14 protein-coding genes are annotated in these 18,160 nt (G+C 37.1%); 6 read left to right on the plus strand and 8 right to left on the minus strand.

Annotated elements, in window-relative coordinates; all coding sequences use genetic code 11:
• Nucleotides 1-41: 41 nt before the first annotated feature.
• Nucleotides 42-1,037 carry a metal-dependent hydrolase gene (locus AC22ZQ_RS04900; protein WP_318957623.1) on the minus strand — a complete coding sequence of 332 codons (996 nt, stop codon included), beginning with the start codon at nt 1,035-1,037 and terminating at the stop codon, nt 42-44.
• 3 nt (nt 1,038-1,040) lie between these two features.
• Entirely contained in the window at nt 1,041-1,445 is a 405-nt protein-coding gene (locus AC22ZQ_RS04905) for an OsmC family protein (RefSeq protein ID WP_318957625.1), read from the minus strand.
• A gap of 125 nt (nt 1,446-1,570) precedes the next feature.
• Here AC22ZQ_RS04905 and lipA point away from each other — a divergent pair, with 125 nt between their 5' ends.
• Nucleotides 1,571-2,461 carry a lipoyl synthase gene (gene lipA, locus AC22ZQ_RS04910; RefSeq protein WP_318957627.1) on the plus strand — a complete coding sequence of 297 codons (891 nt, stop codon included), beginning with the start codon at nt 1,571-1,573 and terminating at the stop codon, nt 2,459-2,461.
• A 170-nt stretch (nt 2,462-2,631) separates the two neighbouring features.
• The gene (locus tag AC22ZQ_RS04915) at nt 2,632-5,739 is read left to right on the plus strand and encodes a T9SS type A sorting domain-containing protein (protein WP_318957629.1); all 3,108 of its coding nucleotides are present in this window, start codon (nt 2,632-2,634) and stop codon (nt 5,737-5,739) included.
• Between the two features lie 556 nt (nt 5,740-6,295).
• Here the strand turns inward: AC22ZQ_RS04915 and AC22ZQ_RS04920 are convergent.
• From AC22ZQ_RS04920 to AC22ZQ_RS04935, 4 genes are all read right to left on the minus strand, one after another.
• Nucleotides 6,296-8,545 (minus strand): TonB-dependent receptor plug domain-containing protein, encoded by a 2,250-nt coding sequence (locus tag AC22ZQ_RS04920; protein ID WP_318957631.1) that lies wholly within the window; start codon nt 8,543-8,545, stop codon nt 6,296-6,298.
• A gap of 139 nt (nt 8,546-8,684) precedes the next feature.
• Entirely contained in the window at nt 8,685-9,038 is a 354-nt protein-coding gene (locus AC22ZQ_RS04925) for a DUF6984 family protein (protein WP_318957632.1), read from the minus strand.
• Nucleotide 9,039: 1 nt separating this feature from the next.
• Nucleotides 9,040-11,736 (minus strand): DNA gyrase/topoisomerase IV subunit A, encoded by a 2,697-nt coding sequence (locus AC22ZQ_RS04930; RefSeq protein WP_318957633.1) that lies wholly within the window; start codon nt 11,734-11,736, stop codon nt 9,040-9,042.
• A 4-nt stretch (nt 11,737-11,740) separates the two neighbouring features.
• The gene (locus AC22ZQ_RS04935; RefSeq protein ID WP_318957634.1) at nt 11,741-13,627 is read right to left on the minus strand and encodes a DNA topoisomerase IV subunit B; all 1,887 of its coding nucleotides are present in this window, start codon (nt 13,625-13,627) and stop codon (nt 11,741-11,743) included.
• Nucleotides 13,628-13,966: 339 nt separating this feature from the next.
• Here AC22ZQ_RS04935 and AC22ZQ_RS04940 point away from each other — a divergent pair, with 339 nt between their 5' ends.
• Genes AC22ZQ_RS04940 through AC22ZQ_RS04955 form a run of 4 tightly spaced genes read left to right on the plus strand, consistent with a single transcriptional unit; the run spans nt 13,967 to nt 16,818 of the window.
• Complete coding sequence (locus AC22ZQ_RS04940) at nt 13,967-14,452, plus strand: hypothetical protein (protein WP_318957635.1); 486 nt, start codon at nt 13,967-13,969, stop codon at nt 14,450-14,452.
• Between the two features lie 2 nt (nt 14,453-14,454).
• On the plus strand, nt 14,455-15,087 hold the full coding sequence (locus tag AC22ZQ_RS04945) for an NUDIX hydrolase (RefSeq protein WP_318957636.1): 633 nt from the start codon (nt 14,455-14,457) through the stop codon (nt 15,085-15,087).
• Nucleotides 15,088-15,137: 50 nt separating this feature from the next.
• Nucleotides 15,138-15,860 carry a 2-phosphosulfolactate phosphatase gene (locus tag AC22ZQ_RS04950; protein WP_318957638.1) on the plus strand — a complete coding sequence of 241 codons (723 nt, stop codon included), beginning with the start codon at nt 15,138-15,140 and terminating at the stop codon, nt 15,858-15,860.
• Nucleotides 15,838-16,818, plus strand: coding sequence for a zinc dependent phospholipase C family protein (locus tag AC22ZQ_RS04955; RefSeq protein WP_318957639.1), 981 nt, complete (start codon nt 15,838-15,840; stop codon nt 16,816-16,818). Before AC22ZQ_RS04950 ends, AC22ZQ_RS04955 begins: the two co-directional genes overlap by 23 nt.
• Before the next feature lie 333 nt (nt 16,819-17,151).
• Here the strand turns inward: AC22ZQ_RS04955 and AC22ZQ_RS04960 are convergent, their stop codons facing one another.
• A complete protein-coding gene (locus tag AC22ZQ_RS04960) occupies nt 17,152-17,853 on the minus strand; it encodes a LytR/AlgR family response regulator transcription factor (protein ID WP_318957640.1) in 702 nt (233 codons plus the stop codon).
• Nucleotides 17,854-17,855: 2 nt separating this feature from the next.
• The coding region (locus AC22ZQ_RS04965) for a sensor histidine kinase (RefSeq protein ID WP_413468672.1) at nt 17,856-18,160 on the minus strand (305 nt) is incomplete at its 5' end.

The raw sequence follows: 18,160 nt of genomic DNA on the forward strand, positions 1-18,160 counted from the left end.
ACACGTGGCTAGAGATACTGCTGTTACTAATGTCTTCATATTTAAAATATATAATTCTTGTACGCCTTAAAGTTAGCGTCTCCTAGTTTATGGATATCGGTTAGTTTGAAAATACTGCTCACACCTTCTTGTTGAAGAACAAAGCCATAGCCCATTATTGCACTAAGATTTTTACCTGATGAGAGTTTGTTGAGCGTTCCAAATTTTAAATCATACACAAATAAGGTGTCATGTTGCTGTTTTGCCGCAAAATAGCCTTTGGTTAGGAACTTTATTTTATCTATTTGTTTCACACTTAAGTAACGCTCCAGTAAATGATGATTTTTTGGAACGTACTCTTCCCAAACAAAGTTTGTGTCTTTTAATAAGTTTCTATACCCAATATTAAATCCTTTTTCTTTTTCTAGAATTGCTGTCCAATACAAAGAAGTTAAAGGCATAGGTTTTACCTCGTGCTGAATAAGTTCTGTTTGAGATTCAGAGACCTTGTGGTAAAGTGTTTCTTTGATAGCCAATGTTATCATTAAGTAGCCACAGGATAAAACAAGACCTATATAATTTAGCCTTCGACGTCTTTTAGATGTTTTGGGTAGACATATTGCCCATAAACATAGCGCAAGAAAGGGGAGGGTGTAGAGGGGGTCAATTACAAATATTGAATTCAAGGCTATTCTATCTTCAAAAGGCCAAAAGAATTGCGTTCCCCATGTAGTAAATGCATCCAGCATAGGGTGCGTTACTGTGCACAGAAAAGCAAGATTGAAAAGTCGAAATAAGCTAATCTTTGTATTGAAAATTTTCTTCAATAAGGGAGCTGTAACTACAGATAGTAATAGGGCGAATACAATAGAGTGGCTAAAGCCCCTATGTGCCAGGTCTTGGTCAATAACCCCATCAATGACATATTTAAGAAATACATCTAAATCTGGAATTGTGCCAAAGATGGCTCCAAGAAGTGGTGCTTTTCTTCCTATCTGTTTTCCTGCTACTGCTTCACCTACAGCAGCGCCTAGAACAATTTGACTTAAAGAATCCAAGTTTTAAAACATATAAGTTAATTCAACTTCAACGTTGTCTTTTAGGGTAATTGCCACCGGGCAGTTTTCACCTGCATTTTTTATTTTCAATTGGGTTTTGTGATCCCAACCGTTTCCTTCAAAGTTTAAATGAATAATAAGTTTTGAAATTCGTCTTGGACCGCTTCCCATTACTTTTGTAATTTCTGCTTCTCCATGTTTGAAATCTATTTCATGGTTGTTGCAAAAGATACCTATTATAGTAAGCATGCATGAGGCATATGAAGTTGCAGCTAAATCTGTCGGTGAAAAAGTGCTTCCTTTACCATTATTGTCTACAGGGGCATCAGTAATAATTTCTGTTCCTGATTTTACATGTGTGCATTTAGTTCTTAAGTCGCCTAAATAACTAACTCTAGAAGTTGTCATAGTAAATACTTTTATTATGCTTAATTTTGTGTTTTATTACGTAGAGGTAAAGATATTATTTTGAACGGATAGCCCTTTTACTTTTTAAGCAAAAGCGGTGAAAATCCATAAAGTAACAAAAATAGATGACGGAAGTATTGGCAAAAGACGGAGAGAAGGTACGCATTAAAAAACCGAAGTGGTTACGCGTTAAATTGCCGACGGGAGAGAATTACAGAAAGGTAAGGTCTCTTGTAGACGAACACAAATTGCATACGATATGTGAAAGTGGTAGTTGTCCGAACATGGGTGAATGTTGGGGAGAAGGAACTGCAACATTCATGATTCTAGGAAATATTTGTACGCGTTCATGTGGTTTCTGTGCTGTTCAAACAGGACGACCAGATGAAGTGGATGAGTTCGAACCAGGTAGAGTAGCCAATTCAGTGAAGTTAATGGGAGTAAAACATGCCGTTTTAACTTCTGTAGATAGAGATGACTTAGCTGATGGAGGTGCGAATATTTGGGCACAAACTGTACGAGCAATTCGTCATCAATCACCAGGAACAACCTTAGAAACACTTATTCCAGACTTCGCTGGAAAGTGGGAAAACTTAAAAATAGTAACGGACGTAGCTCCTGAAATAGTTTCGCACAATTTAGAAACCGTTAGACGCTTAACCAAGCAAGTAAGAATTCAGGCTAAGTACGACAGAAGTTTAGAAGTATTGTTCCGTTTGAAAAAAGCGGGAATGAGAACGAAGTCTGGTGTAATGCTAGGATTGGGTGAGACAGATGAAGAAGTGATTGAAACAATGCAAGACTTGAGAAGTGTTGGATGTGATATTCTTACGTTAGGTCAATACCTACAACCTACACCAAAACATTTACCAGTTGCAGAATTCGTTACTCCTGAGCGTTTCCAAAAATATTATGATTTAGGTATTGAAATGGGCTTTAGGTACGTAGAAAGTGGACCATTAGTGAGGTCTTCTTATCATGCAGAAAAGCATATATTCGATCTCAACGAAAAATAGACATGTAAAGTTTAGAACAATCTTGTGAGAATTGTTGTTTTTTCAAGAACTATGATTCTTTAATTTTACAAGGAGATGCGTTCAAGTTATCCGAAAATTTAATTTCTGTTAAATTAATTATTTGTAACTTGGCGCTTGCTTTAACTATTAATAAAGGAAATAAATAACTTATGAAGCGTAACAAATTGTTATTAGGAACCTTATCTGTAGCTGCAATTGCTTCAGCTGCAATGGTTTGGTATCCTTCTTCTTCGGAGAAAAGTCAATACACCCCGAAGAGTTTACAGTCTTTTGAGTCTTACTCAGCTCTATCTGATAGAGAGGAGTGGTTTAGAGCTCAATTGATAGACCAAGAAACGGGACAAGTTGCAACCCCTGAAAAGATGAGCCAAATTATGGAGCAGTATAAATTTGCTGCTAAGTCAAACGTAATTAAATGGCAAGAGGAAGGTCCTGCAAATGTTGGGGGTAGAACAAGAGCTATCTTAATTGATCACCAAGATGAAAATAACGTTTGGGCAGCTTCAGTTTCTGGAGGTTTATGGTATTCACCTTGGAAGGCGAATTACTGGACGAGAGTTCAAAATTTCCCAGGAACAAATTTTGTTTCTTCTATGGCGCAAGACCAAGCGGGTAACATTTATGTTGCAACTGGTTTAGGGAATTCTTACAGTGAGTCTTTAGGTGGACTTGGTAATGGTCTATGGATGTCACCAGACAAAGGTGCAACATGGAGTTTAGTTCCGGGAACCGATGCTTACAATATTATCTTGGAGGTTGTAGGTTGTGAAAATTCAAATTCAATTTTCTTCACAACTGCTTCTGGATTGAAAAAATATACAGCAGGAGCAACTGCTATTGAATCTGTTGATATTGGTACACCAGGAGCTGTTACTACTTTGAAAATGTCTAAAGATGGGCAAGTAATAATAGTAGCTTCAGGTAGTACAAAAACATATGTATCAACAGATGGAGGGGCAACTTTCCAAGATCGAGCTGGTTCTGGAGCTGGTGAAATTCCACAAATTGGTTTTTCAAGAATCGAATATGCTATTTCTCATTCAAGAGTGAATGGAAATTATAAAGTATACGCTGCTACTACTTCAGGGAACAGTGCTGGGCAGTGGATTTCTGACGATAATGGTATTACTTGGACGCAGCATACGCCTGCAACTTCTACTGATCCATTAGATATTTACTCTGGTCAAGGTATTTACAATTCTACGGTTTCATTTGATCCAACGGATGCAGACAGAGTTATCATTGGTGGTATTGATTTATGGGAATGGGAACAGCAAGTAGCTGCTCCAGCATCTGGATCTTGGGATAAAATCTCAGAGTGGTTCAGATCCCCTCAAGATCCTTTATATGTGCACGCAGATAACCACGAATTAAAGTGGAGTAATTCAAACATTTTATACATTGGTAATGACGGTGGTATTGGAAGATCTAATGATTTAGGAGCTTCATTTACACCTGCTAATAGAGGGTTCAATGCAACGCAGTTTTACGATATTTCTTACGGTGTAGATATGTCTGTAATTGGTGGTTCACAAGACAATGGGTCTTTATACAATGATCATACAAACGCAACGTACCAAGACTTTATTGAATTTTCAGGAGGTGATGGTTTTGATTGTGAAATTTCGAAATTCAACCCTAACGTAGTATTTTCATCATTATACTATAGTGTAATTTATCGTTCAGCAGATAGAGGAGAGTCAGTTGGAGAATTTCCATTAGGTCTTCCTTCTTCAATTTACGGTATGAATGGATTAGGAGGATCAGGTCAACACTATTTCTTTAACACACAAATGTCATTGGCTGAATACTACGATGAGAATTCTGAAGACAGTGTAATCTACGTTCCTTTCCAGAGTTACTCAGCAGGTGATGCGTTAAGAGTTCCTTCTAGAGCTACAGGAGATACAATTGACTACATTACACCAATTGACTTAAGATACGATGATACATTATACTACAACCCGGCGTTAACTGGTGTTGATTATTTAGTGGAGGATTCTGCAGGAAATCAATTCGATTTGGGACAGTATTCTTACACAGCAATTACAGGTTCAGGTTACCCACCTTCAATTGGGGATTCTCTTGAAATTGATTTACCAGCAGGAATTGATACAGTTGTCGTAGAAGACGTTATCGCATATGATCACTACTACGGAAGTAACTCAATTAACCCATCTGAGACATACGACATGGGAATGGATACTATTGCTATTGGAGTAGCTTGGGATACATTAACTGTTCAAGATCCTTTCCAATCTTGGTTCGTATTAGCAACATCGAACAACGGTGGTGAGCTTTGGGGAACAAGAGATGCACTTAGATTTGCTGAAGCAAATCCAAAATGGGTGAGAATTGCCGAAAACTTAGGTTCTGTTCAAGCTGGAATGGATGTTGAATTCTCTGAAGATTTAAACCACATGTTTGTTGCTGCTGGTTCTAAATTAATTAGAGTTGACGGTTTAGGTTCTGTTTATTCATCTGATGATGACTTTGAATTGAAGTGTGATTTAGACGAAGGAGCTACTGCAACATCTGTAGTTCAGTTCTCTGGAGCTAACTCAGTAAGAGGTCTAGGTATTGATCACAAGAACCCAGACGTATTAGTAGTTACTGGTGGAGGTGTGAATAACTCAATTTACAGATCTTCAAACGGTACTTCTGCAACTCCTACATTAACTCAAGTTGGAACAGAAGCAATGCCTATCTATGATGTAGTAGTTGAAAGAAACAATGACCAATTAATTATTGGAGCATCTTACAACGGAGCGATGGTTTCTGAAGATGGTGGTGCTACTTGGTCTGTTGCTGCAGGAGGTAAGGACTTGTTTGAAGGAACACCAGCTTACACAGTTGAGCAAAACTGGAGAGATGAAAACTACTTAGGTGGAAACCCAGGATACGGAGAGATTTACATTGGTACTTTCGGTAGAGGTATCTTCAAAACAACTTCTACAGTTGCAGTTGAAGAAACTACTTCGAATAACCCAATGGAAGAGAAAGTAGAAAAAGATGTATTAACAGTATATCCAAACCCTTCTACTGGAAACGCAACGGTAGTATTGAATGATGTTGAAGCTTCAGATGCTACTATTTACTTCTACAACTTAGCAGGAATAGTTGTTAAAACTGTAGATGCGAAAGGATTAGTAAAAGGAGAAAACAAAGTTAACTTCGACGCAAGTGCATTACCTAACGGTACGTACATTATCAAGGTAGCTGGTCAGTCAGCAACTGGTAAGTTTGTGAAGTTATAATACAATAATTTATTTCCTTAAAAGTCCGGCGTGTTAAGCGTCGGACTTTTTTGTTGCCTAAACTTTAGGTAGGACAGTCTCTTGTTTTTTGAACGATGGTTATGGATAAGCTAGTAGGTTGGCTAGCGGTGTTAGATAATTGATTGGTCGCATTTTTGCCAAGGTTTAATTTGACTTGTTAAGGTCTGTTATTATTGACGGTGGACGATTTGTTAAACATGAGTTCAGGTGTGAAATATAGGTTGTAGATCAACACATCTGAGGATATACTACAAGACCGTTGGTTTGTGTAGGTGGTATAGATAGCTGTACATCAATGAATCAGCGGTGTGTAGCTTTTGGCAAAAATGCGACTAATCAAAATAGATACTTTTAAAGTTTCACTTCAAGTGCATTCATTTAAATTCCGTGCTGGATAGAAATGGTTAGCTTTTTAGTAGGTAAAGCCAGTAAAAACAAACAAAGCCCAAACGACCTTAGAAGTTTGAGCTTTGTTTCAATAGTTTTACGGCTTTATATTCTGAAAACTAGTAATGGATAGCCAGGTTACACGGCCTTATTTAATGCTCCATTTTACGCCAATAAATCCTCGAATTCCTTGGTTGGGCGCATAGACATATGAGGGGTCGAATGTCAGTGCTTCTGGATTGTTCGCAGTGGGTAAGGCATTCCCATTTGCATCGAAACTTACATCTTTATCAAAAGGGTCAAATGCTCGCGCAATACTGTTCGCAGGCGGTGTGAAATTGAGTAAGTTTTTCACTCCTGCATAAATTTCAATGTTTTTAAAGTAAGAGAAATTTAGTTTGATGTTTTGTAAGCTCCAATAGGGAGAGAACTCATCTCTGCTGTCTAAATCGCTCACAAGAGGTAAACGCATAGGTCCGTATAAATTCCCCGTATAATCAATGTTTAAATTCAGTTTAGGAAGAGGTATAGAAAAGGACCATGTTCCGGATACTTTTTCTGTTAACAGTTGATTTTTACGAACACCATTTTCTGTATACGTTACATCTTGTATATTGATTCCAAGTCTTAAGTTTGTTCCATTGGTGAAATGAATTTGACTGTTGAAAGACGCTCCTTGTGAAATAGCATATCCATCTAAGTTAGCATAAATGATTTTGTCTGGATCTGTTTCGTAGTCTGCAATGATTCTATTGGTGAAATAGGTGTAAAAAAGACTCGCATCTACTGTGATTAGCGCTCTTTTATATTTAACGATACTTTGGTCTATGTTAAGGTTGGCATTGTAAGATGTTTCAGGAGCTAATGCTTCTGTGAATTCTACTGTTCTTGCACCTGTTAGGGCTGCGTGGTCTTCCGTAAATACATTTGCAACGCGATATCCATTACCAAGTCCTAGACGGAAAATCGTATTCGTCTTTTTAGAATTCCATTTGTAATTGATACGAGGAGATAAAATATTGCCATGTTTACTGTTATAGTCATAACGGACACCGGCAAGTAAACTATGGTTTTTATTGAATGTAACTTGATCTTGAATAAAAACTCCTGGTAACAGGGTGTGCGTATTTTGTTTCGCTGTCGTTGCTGGAGTATTGTCATCATAATGCGTGTATCTTAAGGCAACGCCACTGAGTAGTTCGTGTTTATCTCCTATTTTACGCGTGTGTATTAATTGACCAAATACGACGTGTTGTTGAGCTTTGTAATGTGTTGTTCCGTAATAAGAATCATGATAGTGCCCGTTAGCGGAAAGTTGAAAGTTGAAATGTTTAGCTTTATCCAATTGATGTTTTGAAAAAGCTTCCCATCTATTGGTGATTATACTCTCTCCGTATATGCTATCGGTACCTCTAAATTCAGGAGCCCAATTCATTTCTCCACCCCATCTGTTTTCGTGAACAACGCGAAGCGCAACACTGTGCATTTTGTTTTTCTTGTTCTTATAGTTTATCGTATTGAATAGTGATACTCTATTGGATAAAGTGACATCCGTAAAATTGTCATTGTTGTTATCTATAGGTACTGAGTAGTTAAAGTAATTGATTCCGAGTAATGCTTGAGCTCTTTGGCCTATTTCGTATTTTGTTGAAAGGTCCAAATTATTCTCTAACCAACTGCTAAGCATATTGTTCATTACAAAGGTTTTGGCGAATGTTGGGTCTTTGGTTATGACGTTAATCATTCCTCCAACAGCTTCAGATCCGTATAGAGTGCTGGCTGGACCTTTGATAATTTCTACACGTTCTATCATAGATTGTGGAATGCCCGATAAACCGTAAACTGTACTCAATCCACTTACAATGGGCATACCATCTATTAGTATCATGGTGTAAGGACCTTCTAATCCGTTAATATGAATATCTCCCGTATTACAAACGTTACAGTTTAATTGTGGACGAACACCGTTTACATTTTGCATCGATTCGAATAGGGAAGGAGTGGGGTTGGCTTCAAAATATTCAGAGGAATATACCTCGACGTTTACGGGGCTATCTTTTTTAGATAAGGGGGTGAGGGTGGCGCTTACTACGACTTCGTCTAAGTCTTGTATAAGTTGTTTTCTTGGTATAAGGATAGTAGTATTTTCGGTTTGTGGGGTATAGAGGAAGTTAGTATCTAAAATTTGTTGATGACGAATGGTAAGTCGTTCTTTTCTCGCACCTGGGAAGTTATGGTTTATTTGACCACTGTCATCCGCAATGATCAGCGTATCTGCGTTGTTCAAGTACACTTTAGCGAAGGAGAGCGGTTCATTCAGGTCGTTAACCAGCGAAATTTGCTGCGCGTTGAGCTGATGGAACGATATTATTAGTAGTATAGAAAATAATATTCTCATGTGTAATTTTATATTTTTACTGTTGCAAATATATAAATTTAGTTTTGTCTAAAAATAGAATTAAGGAACTAAAATTAAATACATAAAAAAAGCCGACACATTTTACATGTATCGGCTTAAGAATATCAATTTAAACAACTTATAGTATGTGTTGTGCTTTGGTTACTATATCAGGAGTAGGATATTTTTTAAGTGCAGAAAAGTCTTCTTTCCAGAAATCCATGTCTAATAGTTGTTTGTTTTTATCAATGGTTAATGTTACCACCACGCGAACATCGTCTTCATCCTTAAATTCAACAGCCATGATATCACCTAAATAGTTTTCGGTATTATCATTGTCAAAGTTTATACTGCCCATTTTGCCACCTTCGTATTCGAAAACTCTTTCCGTATGCGGAAAATCAGCAACGTTTAAGTTTGCAAGTTTCAATAAGTGATGTAGGAGGGTAACTTCCTCTTGACGTATGTTTCTGTATTTATTTTCGTATTCCATGTTAAAATAAAGTTGGGTTGTCGTCGTCAGACTTTTTAGTCATATCCCATTCAACTTCTACACTTCCTTCTTCATTTGAACTTTCTGTAGAAGTTTCTTCCTTCTTCTTTTCTTGTTTTACTTCATCTGGCCAAGGTTCATCTCCTTCAATTTTGTGATCGAGAACAATTTCCTTCACTTTTAGCTTCGTCAACTGATTCCCTTGAGACTTCATACCTTTAACATCAATGAAATCAGCTAAATTCACCTCTCTATCGGGTAGATTCTTCGTTGCTTTTAACAATTTGTTATAGATGATTTTTATTCGTGGCTGATATGCCGTAGAAACTACATCTAAATAAGATCCTTCTGAATCGCTAATGAAAGGAACGCGTTTGTCAGTGGTTACTTCGCATTCAAAACGCTTGACGTAATGGATGTCTTTTTCGCCATCATAGTATACACAAGATAGAGCATGGTTTGGATTCCATTTCTCTATGTGTATCATGTCTTCATCGAAGTGCGTTGATAAGTCGAAATGTGAAAGTCTATACTCTCCATTACTGTAGAGTGTAAGGATTTTATCATCTCCTTTGAAACTACCTAAGAACTTACCTCTTTGCTCGTCATTTAATCTACCTACAACATCATCATACCAAATTTTACGTGCTGCAAGTGTAGATCCACCCACTTCTTTTTGTGTGATTTTAGAAACAATTTCTTTGGTAACGATATTACCTCCGGCACTTCTACCTTTGATCAATAAATCTCCTAAATCTAAATCCCAACGTATACGTTTTAAATGTGGACGCGGTCTTAAATGTACCGTTACGACTTCTCTTTCGCCATTAGGGTGTACTGAGAAATAGAGCATTTTAGAACCTTTCGTTCCTTTGGTTAAATCGTATTCTTTATCTCTTGTGATAGATTTAACGCTGAAGCGTTTCATCATGGTTGGTCCACCAGTACCGTCTTTGTAGAACAAGTGGTAAATGGTGCGCTTGTCTCCACGCTTCCAAACGGCTGCGTGTACAATTCCTTTACCTACGAATTTCTTGTCGGCAATTTTGGTTACCATCATTTTACCTGACTCAAAGAAAATAATGATATCATCAATTTCTGAACAGTCTTGTACAAACTCAGCTCCACGCAAACTATATCCTATAAATCCTTCTTTCTTATCAACGTAGAATTTACGGTTGGCAATAATAACCTTAGAGGCGTTGATGTTATCAAATACTTTGATCTCTGTTTTACGCTCTTTACCTGCAGAGAATTTTTTCTTCAAATCTTTGAAGTAATCTACTGCATGTTCAATAAGGTTATCTAATTTGTGTTGAACATTTTTCAATTCATCTTCCAGACGGTTGATGATTTCATCTGCCTTGAAGCTATCGAATTTAGAAATACGCTTAATTCTAATTTCTGTTAAGCGTACGATATCCTCTTCTGTAACTTCTCTTTTTAAATGCTTGATGTGTGGTTTTAAACCTTTGTCTATTGCTCCAATTACGCCTTCCCAAGTTTCCTCTTCCTCAATTAAACGGTAAATACGTTTTTCGATGAAGATTTTCTCAAGAGAACTAAAGTGCCACTGTTCTTCAAGTTCACCTTTCTTAATTTCTAACTCTAATTTTAAGAGTTGAACGGTGTTGTCTGTATTGGTTTTAAGAATTTGTGTAACTCCTAAAAATTTTGGAGTGTCTTTATCAATTACAGACGAGTTAGGAGAAATAGAGACTTCACAATCTGTAAAGGCGTAAAGTGCATCTATTAATTTATCAGGACTCACACCACTTGGTAGATGAATCATGATTTCAGCATCTTGTGCTGTGTTATCTTCTATTTTCTTGATTTTGATTTTCCCCTTATCATTGGCTTTAAGGATGGATTCAATCAAAGAAGTTGTAGTAGTACCAAAAGGGATCTCGTTAATCGTTAAGGTTTTCTTGTCTACCTTATTGATTTTAGCACGAACCCTTACTTTTCCTCCACGCAAACCATCGTTGTAGTTAGTAAAGTCGGCCATACCTCCATTGGGGAAGTCTGGATAGAACTCTACTTTTCTACCGCGTAAATGGTTGATTGAATTATCAATTAATTCAATAAAGTTGTGCGGAAGAATTTTACACGCCATACCTACGGCAATACCCTCGGCCCCTTGTGCCAGTAGCAGTGGGAATTTGATGGGTAAATTCTCCGGTTCCTTGTTACGGCCATCATAACTAGATAGCCAATTGGTTGTTTTAGGGTTAAATACAACGTGGTTGGCAAACTTAGAAAGTCTCGCCTCAATATATCTGGCTGCTGCCGCTGAGTCACCCGTTAAGGTGTTACCCCAGTTACCTTGACAATCAATCAATAAATCTTTTTGTCCTAACTGCACCAAAGCATCACCAATAGAAGCATCCCCGTGTGGGTGATATTTCATGGTGTTACCAATGATGTTCGCTACCTTGTTGTAACGGCCATCATCCATTTCCTTCATGGAGTGCAAAATCCTACGTTGTACGGGTTTCATACCATCGTACAATCCAGGAACGGCTCTTTCTAAAATTACGTAAGATGCGTAATCCAAGAACCAATTTTCGTAGAGTCCACTTAAAGGAACAATTTTATCATCAAGCTCTCTACCGTTATCATCAGGTTCAGGATTCCCCTCAGGGTTCATATCCTTGTTTTCTTCTTCGTCGTGTGGAGTGTTATTTTCTTCTGACATAATTTTACGAAGCTTTTTCTATCGTTTCTTCAATCTCTGCTTTGATTTCTTCCTCTAAGTCTTTTTCCACTCTAAGGTTGTCCATGATAAACTCCTGACGAGTTGGAGTGTTTTTTCCCATGTAGAAGCTCAAAGTTTCTTCAATTGAAGCATGCTTAGTGAGTAGTACAGGTTCAAGACGAATATCTTCTCCGATGAAGTTTTTAAATTCATCCGGTGAAATTTCCCCCAAACCTTTAAATCGTGTGATTTCGGCATTCTTACCCAATTTGGCAATGGCATCTTTACGCTCATCCTCTGAGTAACAATACTTGGTTGTCTTCTTGTTTCTTACCCTAAACAATGGAGTTTGTAGCACGTAGACGTGATTTCTTTTTACCAAATCAGGGAAGAATTGTAAGAAGAAAGTCAAGAGCAACATACGGATGTGCATACCATCGACATCGGCATCGGTAGCGATTACGATTTTGTTGTAACGTAAATTATCCATATCATCTTCTATATCGAGGGCTGCTTGTATGAGGTTAAATTCCTCATTTTCATACACCACTTTTTTGGTTAATCCATAAGAATTTAAAGGCTTTCCACGCAAACTAAATACAGCTTGTGTGTTTACATCTCTCGATTTTGTAATGGAACCAGATGCAGAGTCACCCTCGGTAATGAACAGGGTTGTTTCCTCTCTTCTGTCTTTTTTAAGATCTGTAAGGTGAACTCTACAGTCTCTTAATTTTTTATTGTGAAGTGAAGCTTTCTTTGCACGATCTCTAGCGAGTTTACGTATTCCAGAAAGTTCTTTTCTTTCTTTTTCAGATTGTTTAATTTTCTTTTCAAGAATGTCTGCCACCTGCGGATTCTTGTGTAAGAAGTTATCCAGTTTTACTTTCAAGAAATCATTCACGAACGTACGCATGGTTTTACCACCGGGTTCAACTTCTAAAGACCCTAATTTGGTTTTGGTCTGCGATTCAAAGACAGGCTCCATTACTTTAACAGAAATGGCAGCAACAATGGATTGACGAATGTCCGAAGACTCGTAATTTTTCCCATAGAAATCTTTGATCACTTTAGCGACAGCTTCTCTAAAAGCACTTTGGTGCGTACCACCTTGTGTGGTGTGCTGACCGTTTACGAAAGAATAATAATCCTCTCCGTAGGTTTTACCGTGTGTAAATGCAACTTCAATATCATCACCTTCTAAGTGAATGATAGGGTAGAGTGGATCACCGTCCATGTTGTTCTCCAACAAGTCTTGTAAACCATTCTTTGATTGATATTTGTTCCCGTTAAAATGAATGGCTAAACCTCTGTTCAAATAACAGTAGTTCCAAATCATTTTTTCTAGGTAAGGAATTTTATAAGCAAACTTTTTAAAGACTTTTTCATCCGGATAAAACTCAACGTAAGTACCGTTCTTTTCGTCCGTTTTTTCAACTTTGGTTTCTTCTATGAGTTCTCCACGAGAAAAAGTTGCACCCTTCTTTTCACCCTCTCTCACAGCATAGACCATGAAATGGCTACTCAAAGCATTCACGGCTTTTGTACCCACACCGTTTAATCCCACAGATTTCTTAAAGGCTTTTGAATCGTATTTACCTCCTGTGTTCATTTTAGAAACAACATCAACAACTTTTCCCAATGGAATACCTCGACCGTAATCTCGAACTGAAACTAAACCGTCTTTCAGCTTGATTTCAATTTTTCTTCCATTCCCCATTACAAACTCGTCAATACAATTGTCGAGCACCTCTTTGGCGAGAATGTAAATACCATCGTCGGCACTAGAACCATCTCCTAGTTTACCGATGTACATTCCGGGTCTAAGTCTAATGTGTTCTTTCCAATCGAGTGATCGTATGTTGTCTTCGGTATATTTGCTTTCTTCCTCCATGTGTTGCTTTATTCTGGGTAACAAACAAATATAATGAAATGAAGGGCTTTTTCTAGCTTAAGTTGTTAAAGGTTATACACGGTGTCGTGTGGATAGCTTTTTTTAGCTATAACCCCAGTAAAATATAAGCTTAAGCTCTGTTTGTAACCCGAAAATATTCGTTCGAATTGTCGGTCTAAATTACTCCCTTGATTCTTTTCTTTAAGAACTTAAAAATCTCTTGTAAGAAATTGCTATTTTCGTTTTATGCACAAATTTTCAGCCCTTATAATCGTCAGTTGTTTAGTCCTTTTTTCTTGTCAAGTAAAAAAAGAGAAAAAAGAAACCAAAACAGGCTCAATGGGAGATAAATACGTCACAACATTGGAGTATAGAAGTATGACGCTATGGGAAGATTTGAAAAGGGGAGGTTCTGACATTTCCTTAGACGGAGGAGAATCTTTTCAAGACCTGGAAAGAGGAATTCGTTTTTCGTGTGACGAGATATATGACATTGATCAGGAATATTACAAAGAAACCTATCCCGAAATATCTGGAAAGGATGATGGTCAATTCATGTTGAATGTTGCTGTTCATTTGAAGCGAGCGGCTATGTACGCTAATCAAGTAAGTGTAGAGCAAGAGGTTAAGGGCAGATATGGAACGGATGTGCGGTATATAATAGTGAGAGGTAAAGAGAATTCATACAGCGACAATTTGTGTTTTATCTATGCAACTTCCTTAGAGGATAAGCACGTTTGCTTGTTTCAATTCGTTTGTAAAGAGAACGATTTAAAGTATTATTTTCAGGAGTTTATGGATTGTTTAGCTTCCATTAGACGATAGATATGGAAAGGTTTGTACATCAATTGAAGAGTGCCCTAGAGGTATTACCCGGCGAAGATGCCCATGAACTTATGATGCCTAGAAAAAGGGCAGAAAGTGTTCGGCAATTGAGGAGGGATAATGATTTTAGGGAAAGTGCAGTAGCCATTATCTTATTTGAAAAGCAACGTCAATTGCACTTTACTTTAATTCAACGGCCCAATTATAATGGTGCCCACAGTGGACAAGTAGCCTTCCCAGGAGGTAAACAAGATAAAACCGATGTATCTCTCATTCATACGGCAAAACGCGAAAGTAGAGAAGAAATAGGGGTGAGGGAAGAAGATCTCAACGAAGTTGGAGCACTTACCCCAATTTATATTCCCGTGAGTAAGTTTAAAGTGAGTCCTTTTATTTTTTGGTGGGAGGGAAGTTATGAATTTGTAGCAGACGAACGTGAGGTAGATGAAATTCTAGTAGTTCCCTTACGTGATTTACTCGAAGAACATAGAATTAAAAAATCGCAATTTAAAGTAGGAGGTGGTATTACCCTTAAGGATATTCCGTTTTTTGACTTAGCGGATAAACGTGTATGGGGAGCTACGGCCATCATATTGTCCGAATTTAGAGCAGTTTTACAACATCTTTCTCTCTAGATTTATTCCAACTTACTGTTTTTTATTCAACAATATTTTATTTTCGCGACATGGAAGATACTAGAAAGCACATCGAAGTTTGTTTTACACCAGGTGAATATGAATATTTCAAGAACGAATATGAAATAGTAGTAGTGATTGATGTATTGAGGGCGACCTCAGCAATTTGTTCGGCGTTTAATAATGGCGTGAGTGCTTTAATTCCTGTTCCAACTGTTGAAGAAGCGAGAGAATATCAAGCAAAAGGTTACCTAGTAGGCGCCGAAAGAAAAGGTCAAATCGTAGAAGGTTTTGACTTTGGAAATTCTCCCTACAGCTATATGAAAGAAGAATTGAAGGGAAAGGAAGTGGTATTGTCAACCACGAATGGAACTAAAGCTATTAATATTGCTAAAGATGCTGATACTGTTGTGATAGGGGCCTTGTCTAACCTCGATGCACTTTGTGCTTGGTTGATTGAGCAGGATAAAAATGTACTCTGTCTTTGTTCAGGATGGCAAGATAAATTCAACTTAGAGGACACCATTTGTGCAGGAGCCATTATGGAGCAGTTAATTGCAACAGGAAAATATACTTCTGATGAAGACTCTAGTATAGCCGCAAAATATTTGTATCTTTCTGCTAAAGACAACTACATGGGGTACTTAAAATCAAGTTCTCACCGTAGAAGACTAAAAAACCTAAATCTCAACGAGGATATCAAGTACTGTTTAACACCCAACCAAACAGATGTGATTCCGATATTAAAGAATGGTAAATTGGTTAAGATATAGCCTGTTATTCTTAGGGTTAAGCTTCTTATTTAGCTTTGCCCAAACTTCTTATTGGGGATTTTATGGACATAAAAAGATCAATCGATTAGCTGTTTTTGCTGTTCCTAAAGATCTGTTTTACCTGTATAAACACAACATTGAGTTTATTACCGAACATGCAGTTGATCCTGATAAAAGGCGTTATGCTGTAAATGGTGAAGCTCCAAAGCACTTTATAGATATAGATCATTATCAGGTTGGAGATAGTTCTGCTTTTGATGTAATGCCGAGGTATTGGAAGGACGCCGTCAATAAATTTTCTGAAGATACTTTAGAAGCATATGGCATAGTACCCTGGCATGTGTTGGCGATGAAAAGTAAGTTAACCAATGCCTTTCTGAACAAAGACCTTTCTCGTATTGTAAAGTTGAGTGCAGATATAGGACATTACATAGCCGATGCCCATGTGCCTTTGCATACCACGGAGAATTATAATGGACAACTTACCGGGCAGAAGGGAATTCATGCTTTTTGGGAAAGTCGCTTACCAGAGTTGTATGCCAATAAATACGATTTTTGGGTGGGCCAAGCTCAATATATCAGTGATCCCAATACTTTTATTTGGGAAGCCATAGAGTCTTCTCATTTAGCTTTGGATAGTGTTTTGTTGATAGAGAAAAAACTCACAGAAGAATTTGGGGAGCGACGTAAATATAGTTTTGAGCAACGCGGTAATCAAACGGTTAAAGTATATAGTAAGGAATTTAGTGAAGCCTATCATTCCGCATTAAATGGAATGGTAGAACGTAGAATGCGAAAAGCAATTATTGCTGTTGCAAGTTTTTGGTATACAGCTTGGGTAGATGGAGGTCAGCCAGAAGTTCGTGAGTTATTAGCGGATACAACAATTCGAATTATCCCAGATCAAATTGAGGATTCTGGTGTTGTAGATAGTTTAAGAATACATGAGCATAACTAAAAAAAGTAACCTATTTAGGCTACTTTTTAATGATTTAGAGGGTGTTGTAACAGTAATATTTTATAAGTAATCTTCTTTTTTATTTTAACGATCTAAATATAGGTAGAGCCCCTGAGAGGCATCTCACTACTTTTCTTAAATGCTTTGTATAATTTTTTAACGGTAGAATTAAATTCATGTAGGTAGCAAAAAAAAAGTAACTCATGGTTACTTTTTTCAATTTGGGTGATTAGTGCAGGTGCACCGCTCTAGCGTTATATCTACAAAGCTAATGAAAATACCTTTTAAACTAAAATTTTAGTTTTCAAAAAGAGTGTTTAGATTTCTAAACGGTTAAAAATATTCAGCTAGGAAATGTTTAAAATCATCTCTTCTAGATCTTGCAATAGGCAATGTTTCACCACTCGTTAATAAAAGACTGCTCTTATCTCTTGAAACAGATTCTATGTAATCACCATTTACAAGAAAGCTTTTATGAACTCTGAAAAAAGAAGAGAAGTTCTTAAGTTTTTCTTCGATGTAATTCAGAGGTTTACTCAAGTACTCTTCACCATTGTCCTTTAAATAGATTTTACAATAAGCCCCGTCAGCTTGAGCGAATAAAATACGTTGTGTTTCAATGATTTTATAATCAGAATTGTAGGGGATGGATATTTTACCAAGTTCAGAATTTTTGTTTTGCATTAAACGCATCACTTTTTCTGTTGCTTGAATAAGTTTTTCTTCTTCTATTGGTTTTAAAATATAGTGTTTTGCACCTACCTCAAATGCTTTAATGGCGTATTGTTCATAGGCCGTTACAAAAATGATGTTTAGCTTATTGTGGTCTAGTTGTTCAAATATGTCAAAGCTATTTTTATCTTTCAGCTGTATGTCTAAAAAGATAAGGTCAGGCTTCTCTTCTTGAATAACGGTTATGGCTTCTTTTAGGTTAGAAGCTTCGCGTGTAAATTCAAAGGTTGGAAAATTTTCAGAGACTATCTTCCGAATTATTCTTCTTGCCAAAAGTTCGTCGTCTACGATTAGAATTTTCATAATTATTTTAAAATAGGGATGAAGAGTTTTACAAGAGTTCCATTGTACAATTTTTCAATTTCAACTTTGTACAATTCATAAGTGTTCAAGGTATTGTAGTTTTTCAATCTAGATTTGGTAATGCCTACGGCATTTTTTTCCGTTGATTTATTAAGTCTTGCAACTACATCTTCTGAACTTATTCCTGTATTAAAAATTTTCACTTCTATGATTTGATCGTTTAGTTTTTCGATATCTATTTGTATTCTTGAGTTTTTATCATCATGATTTAAGCCATGAATAATCGCATTTTCTACGAAGGGTTGAA

The sequence above is a fragment of the Lishizhenia sp. genome (assembly GCF_057456495.1).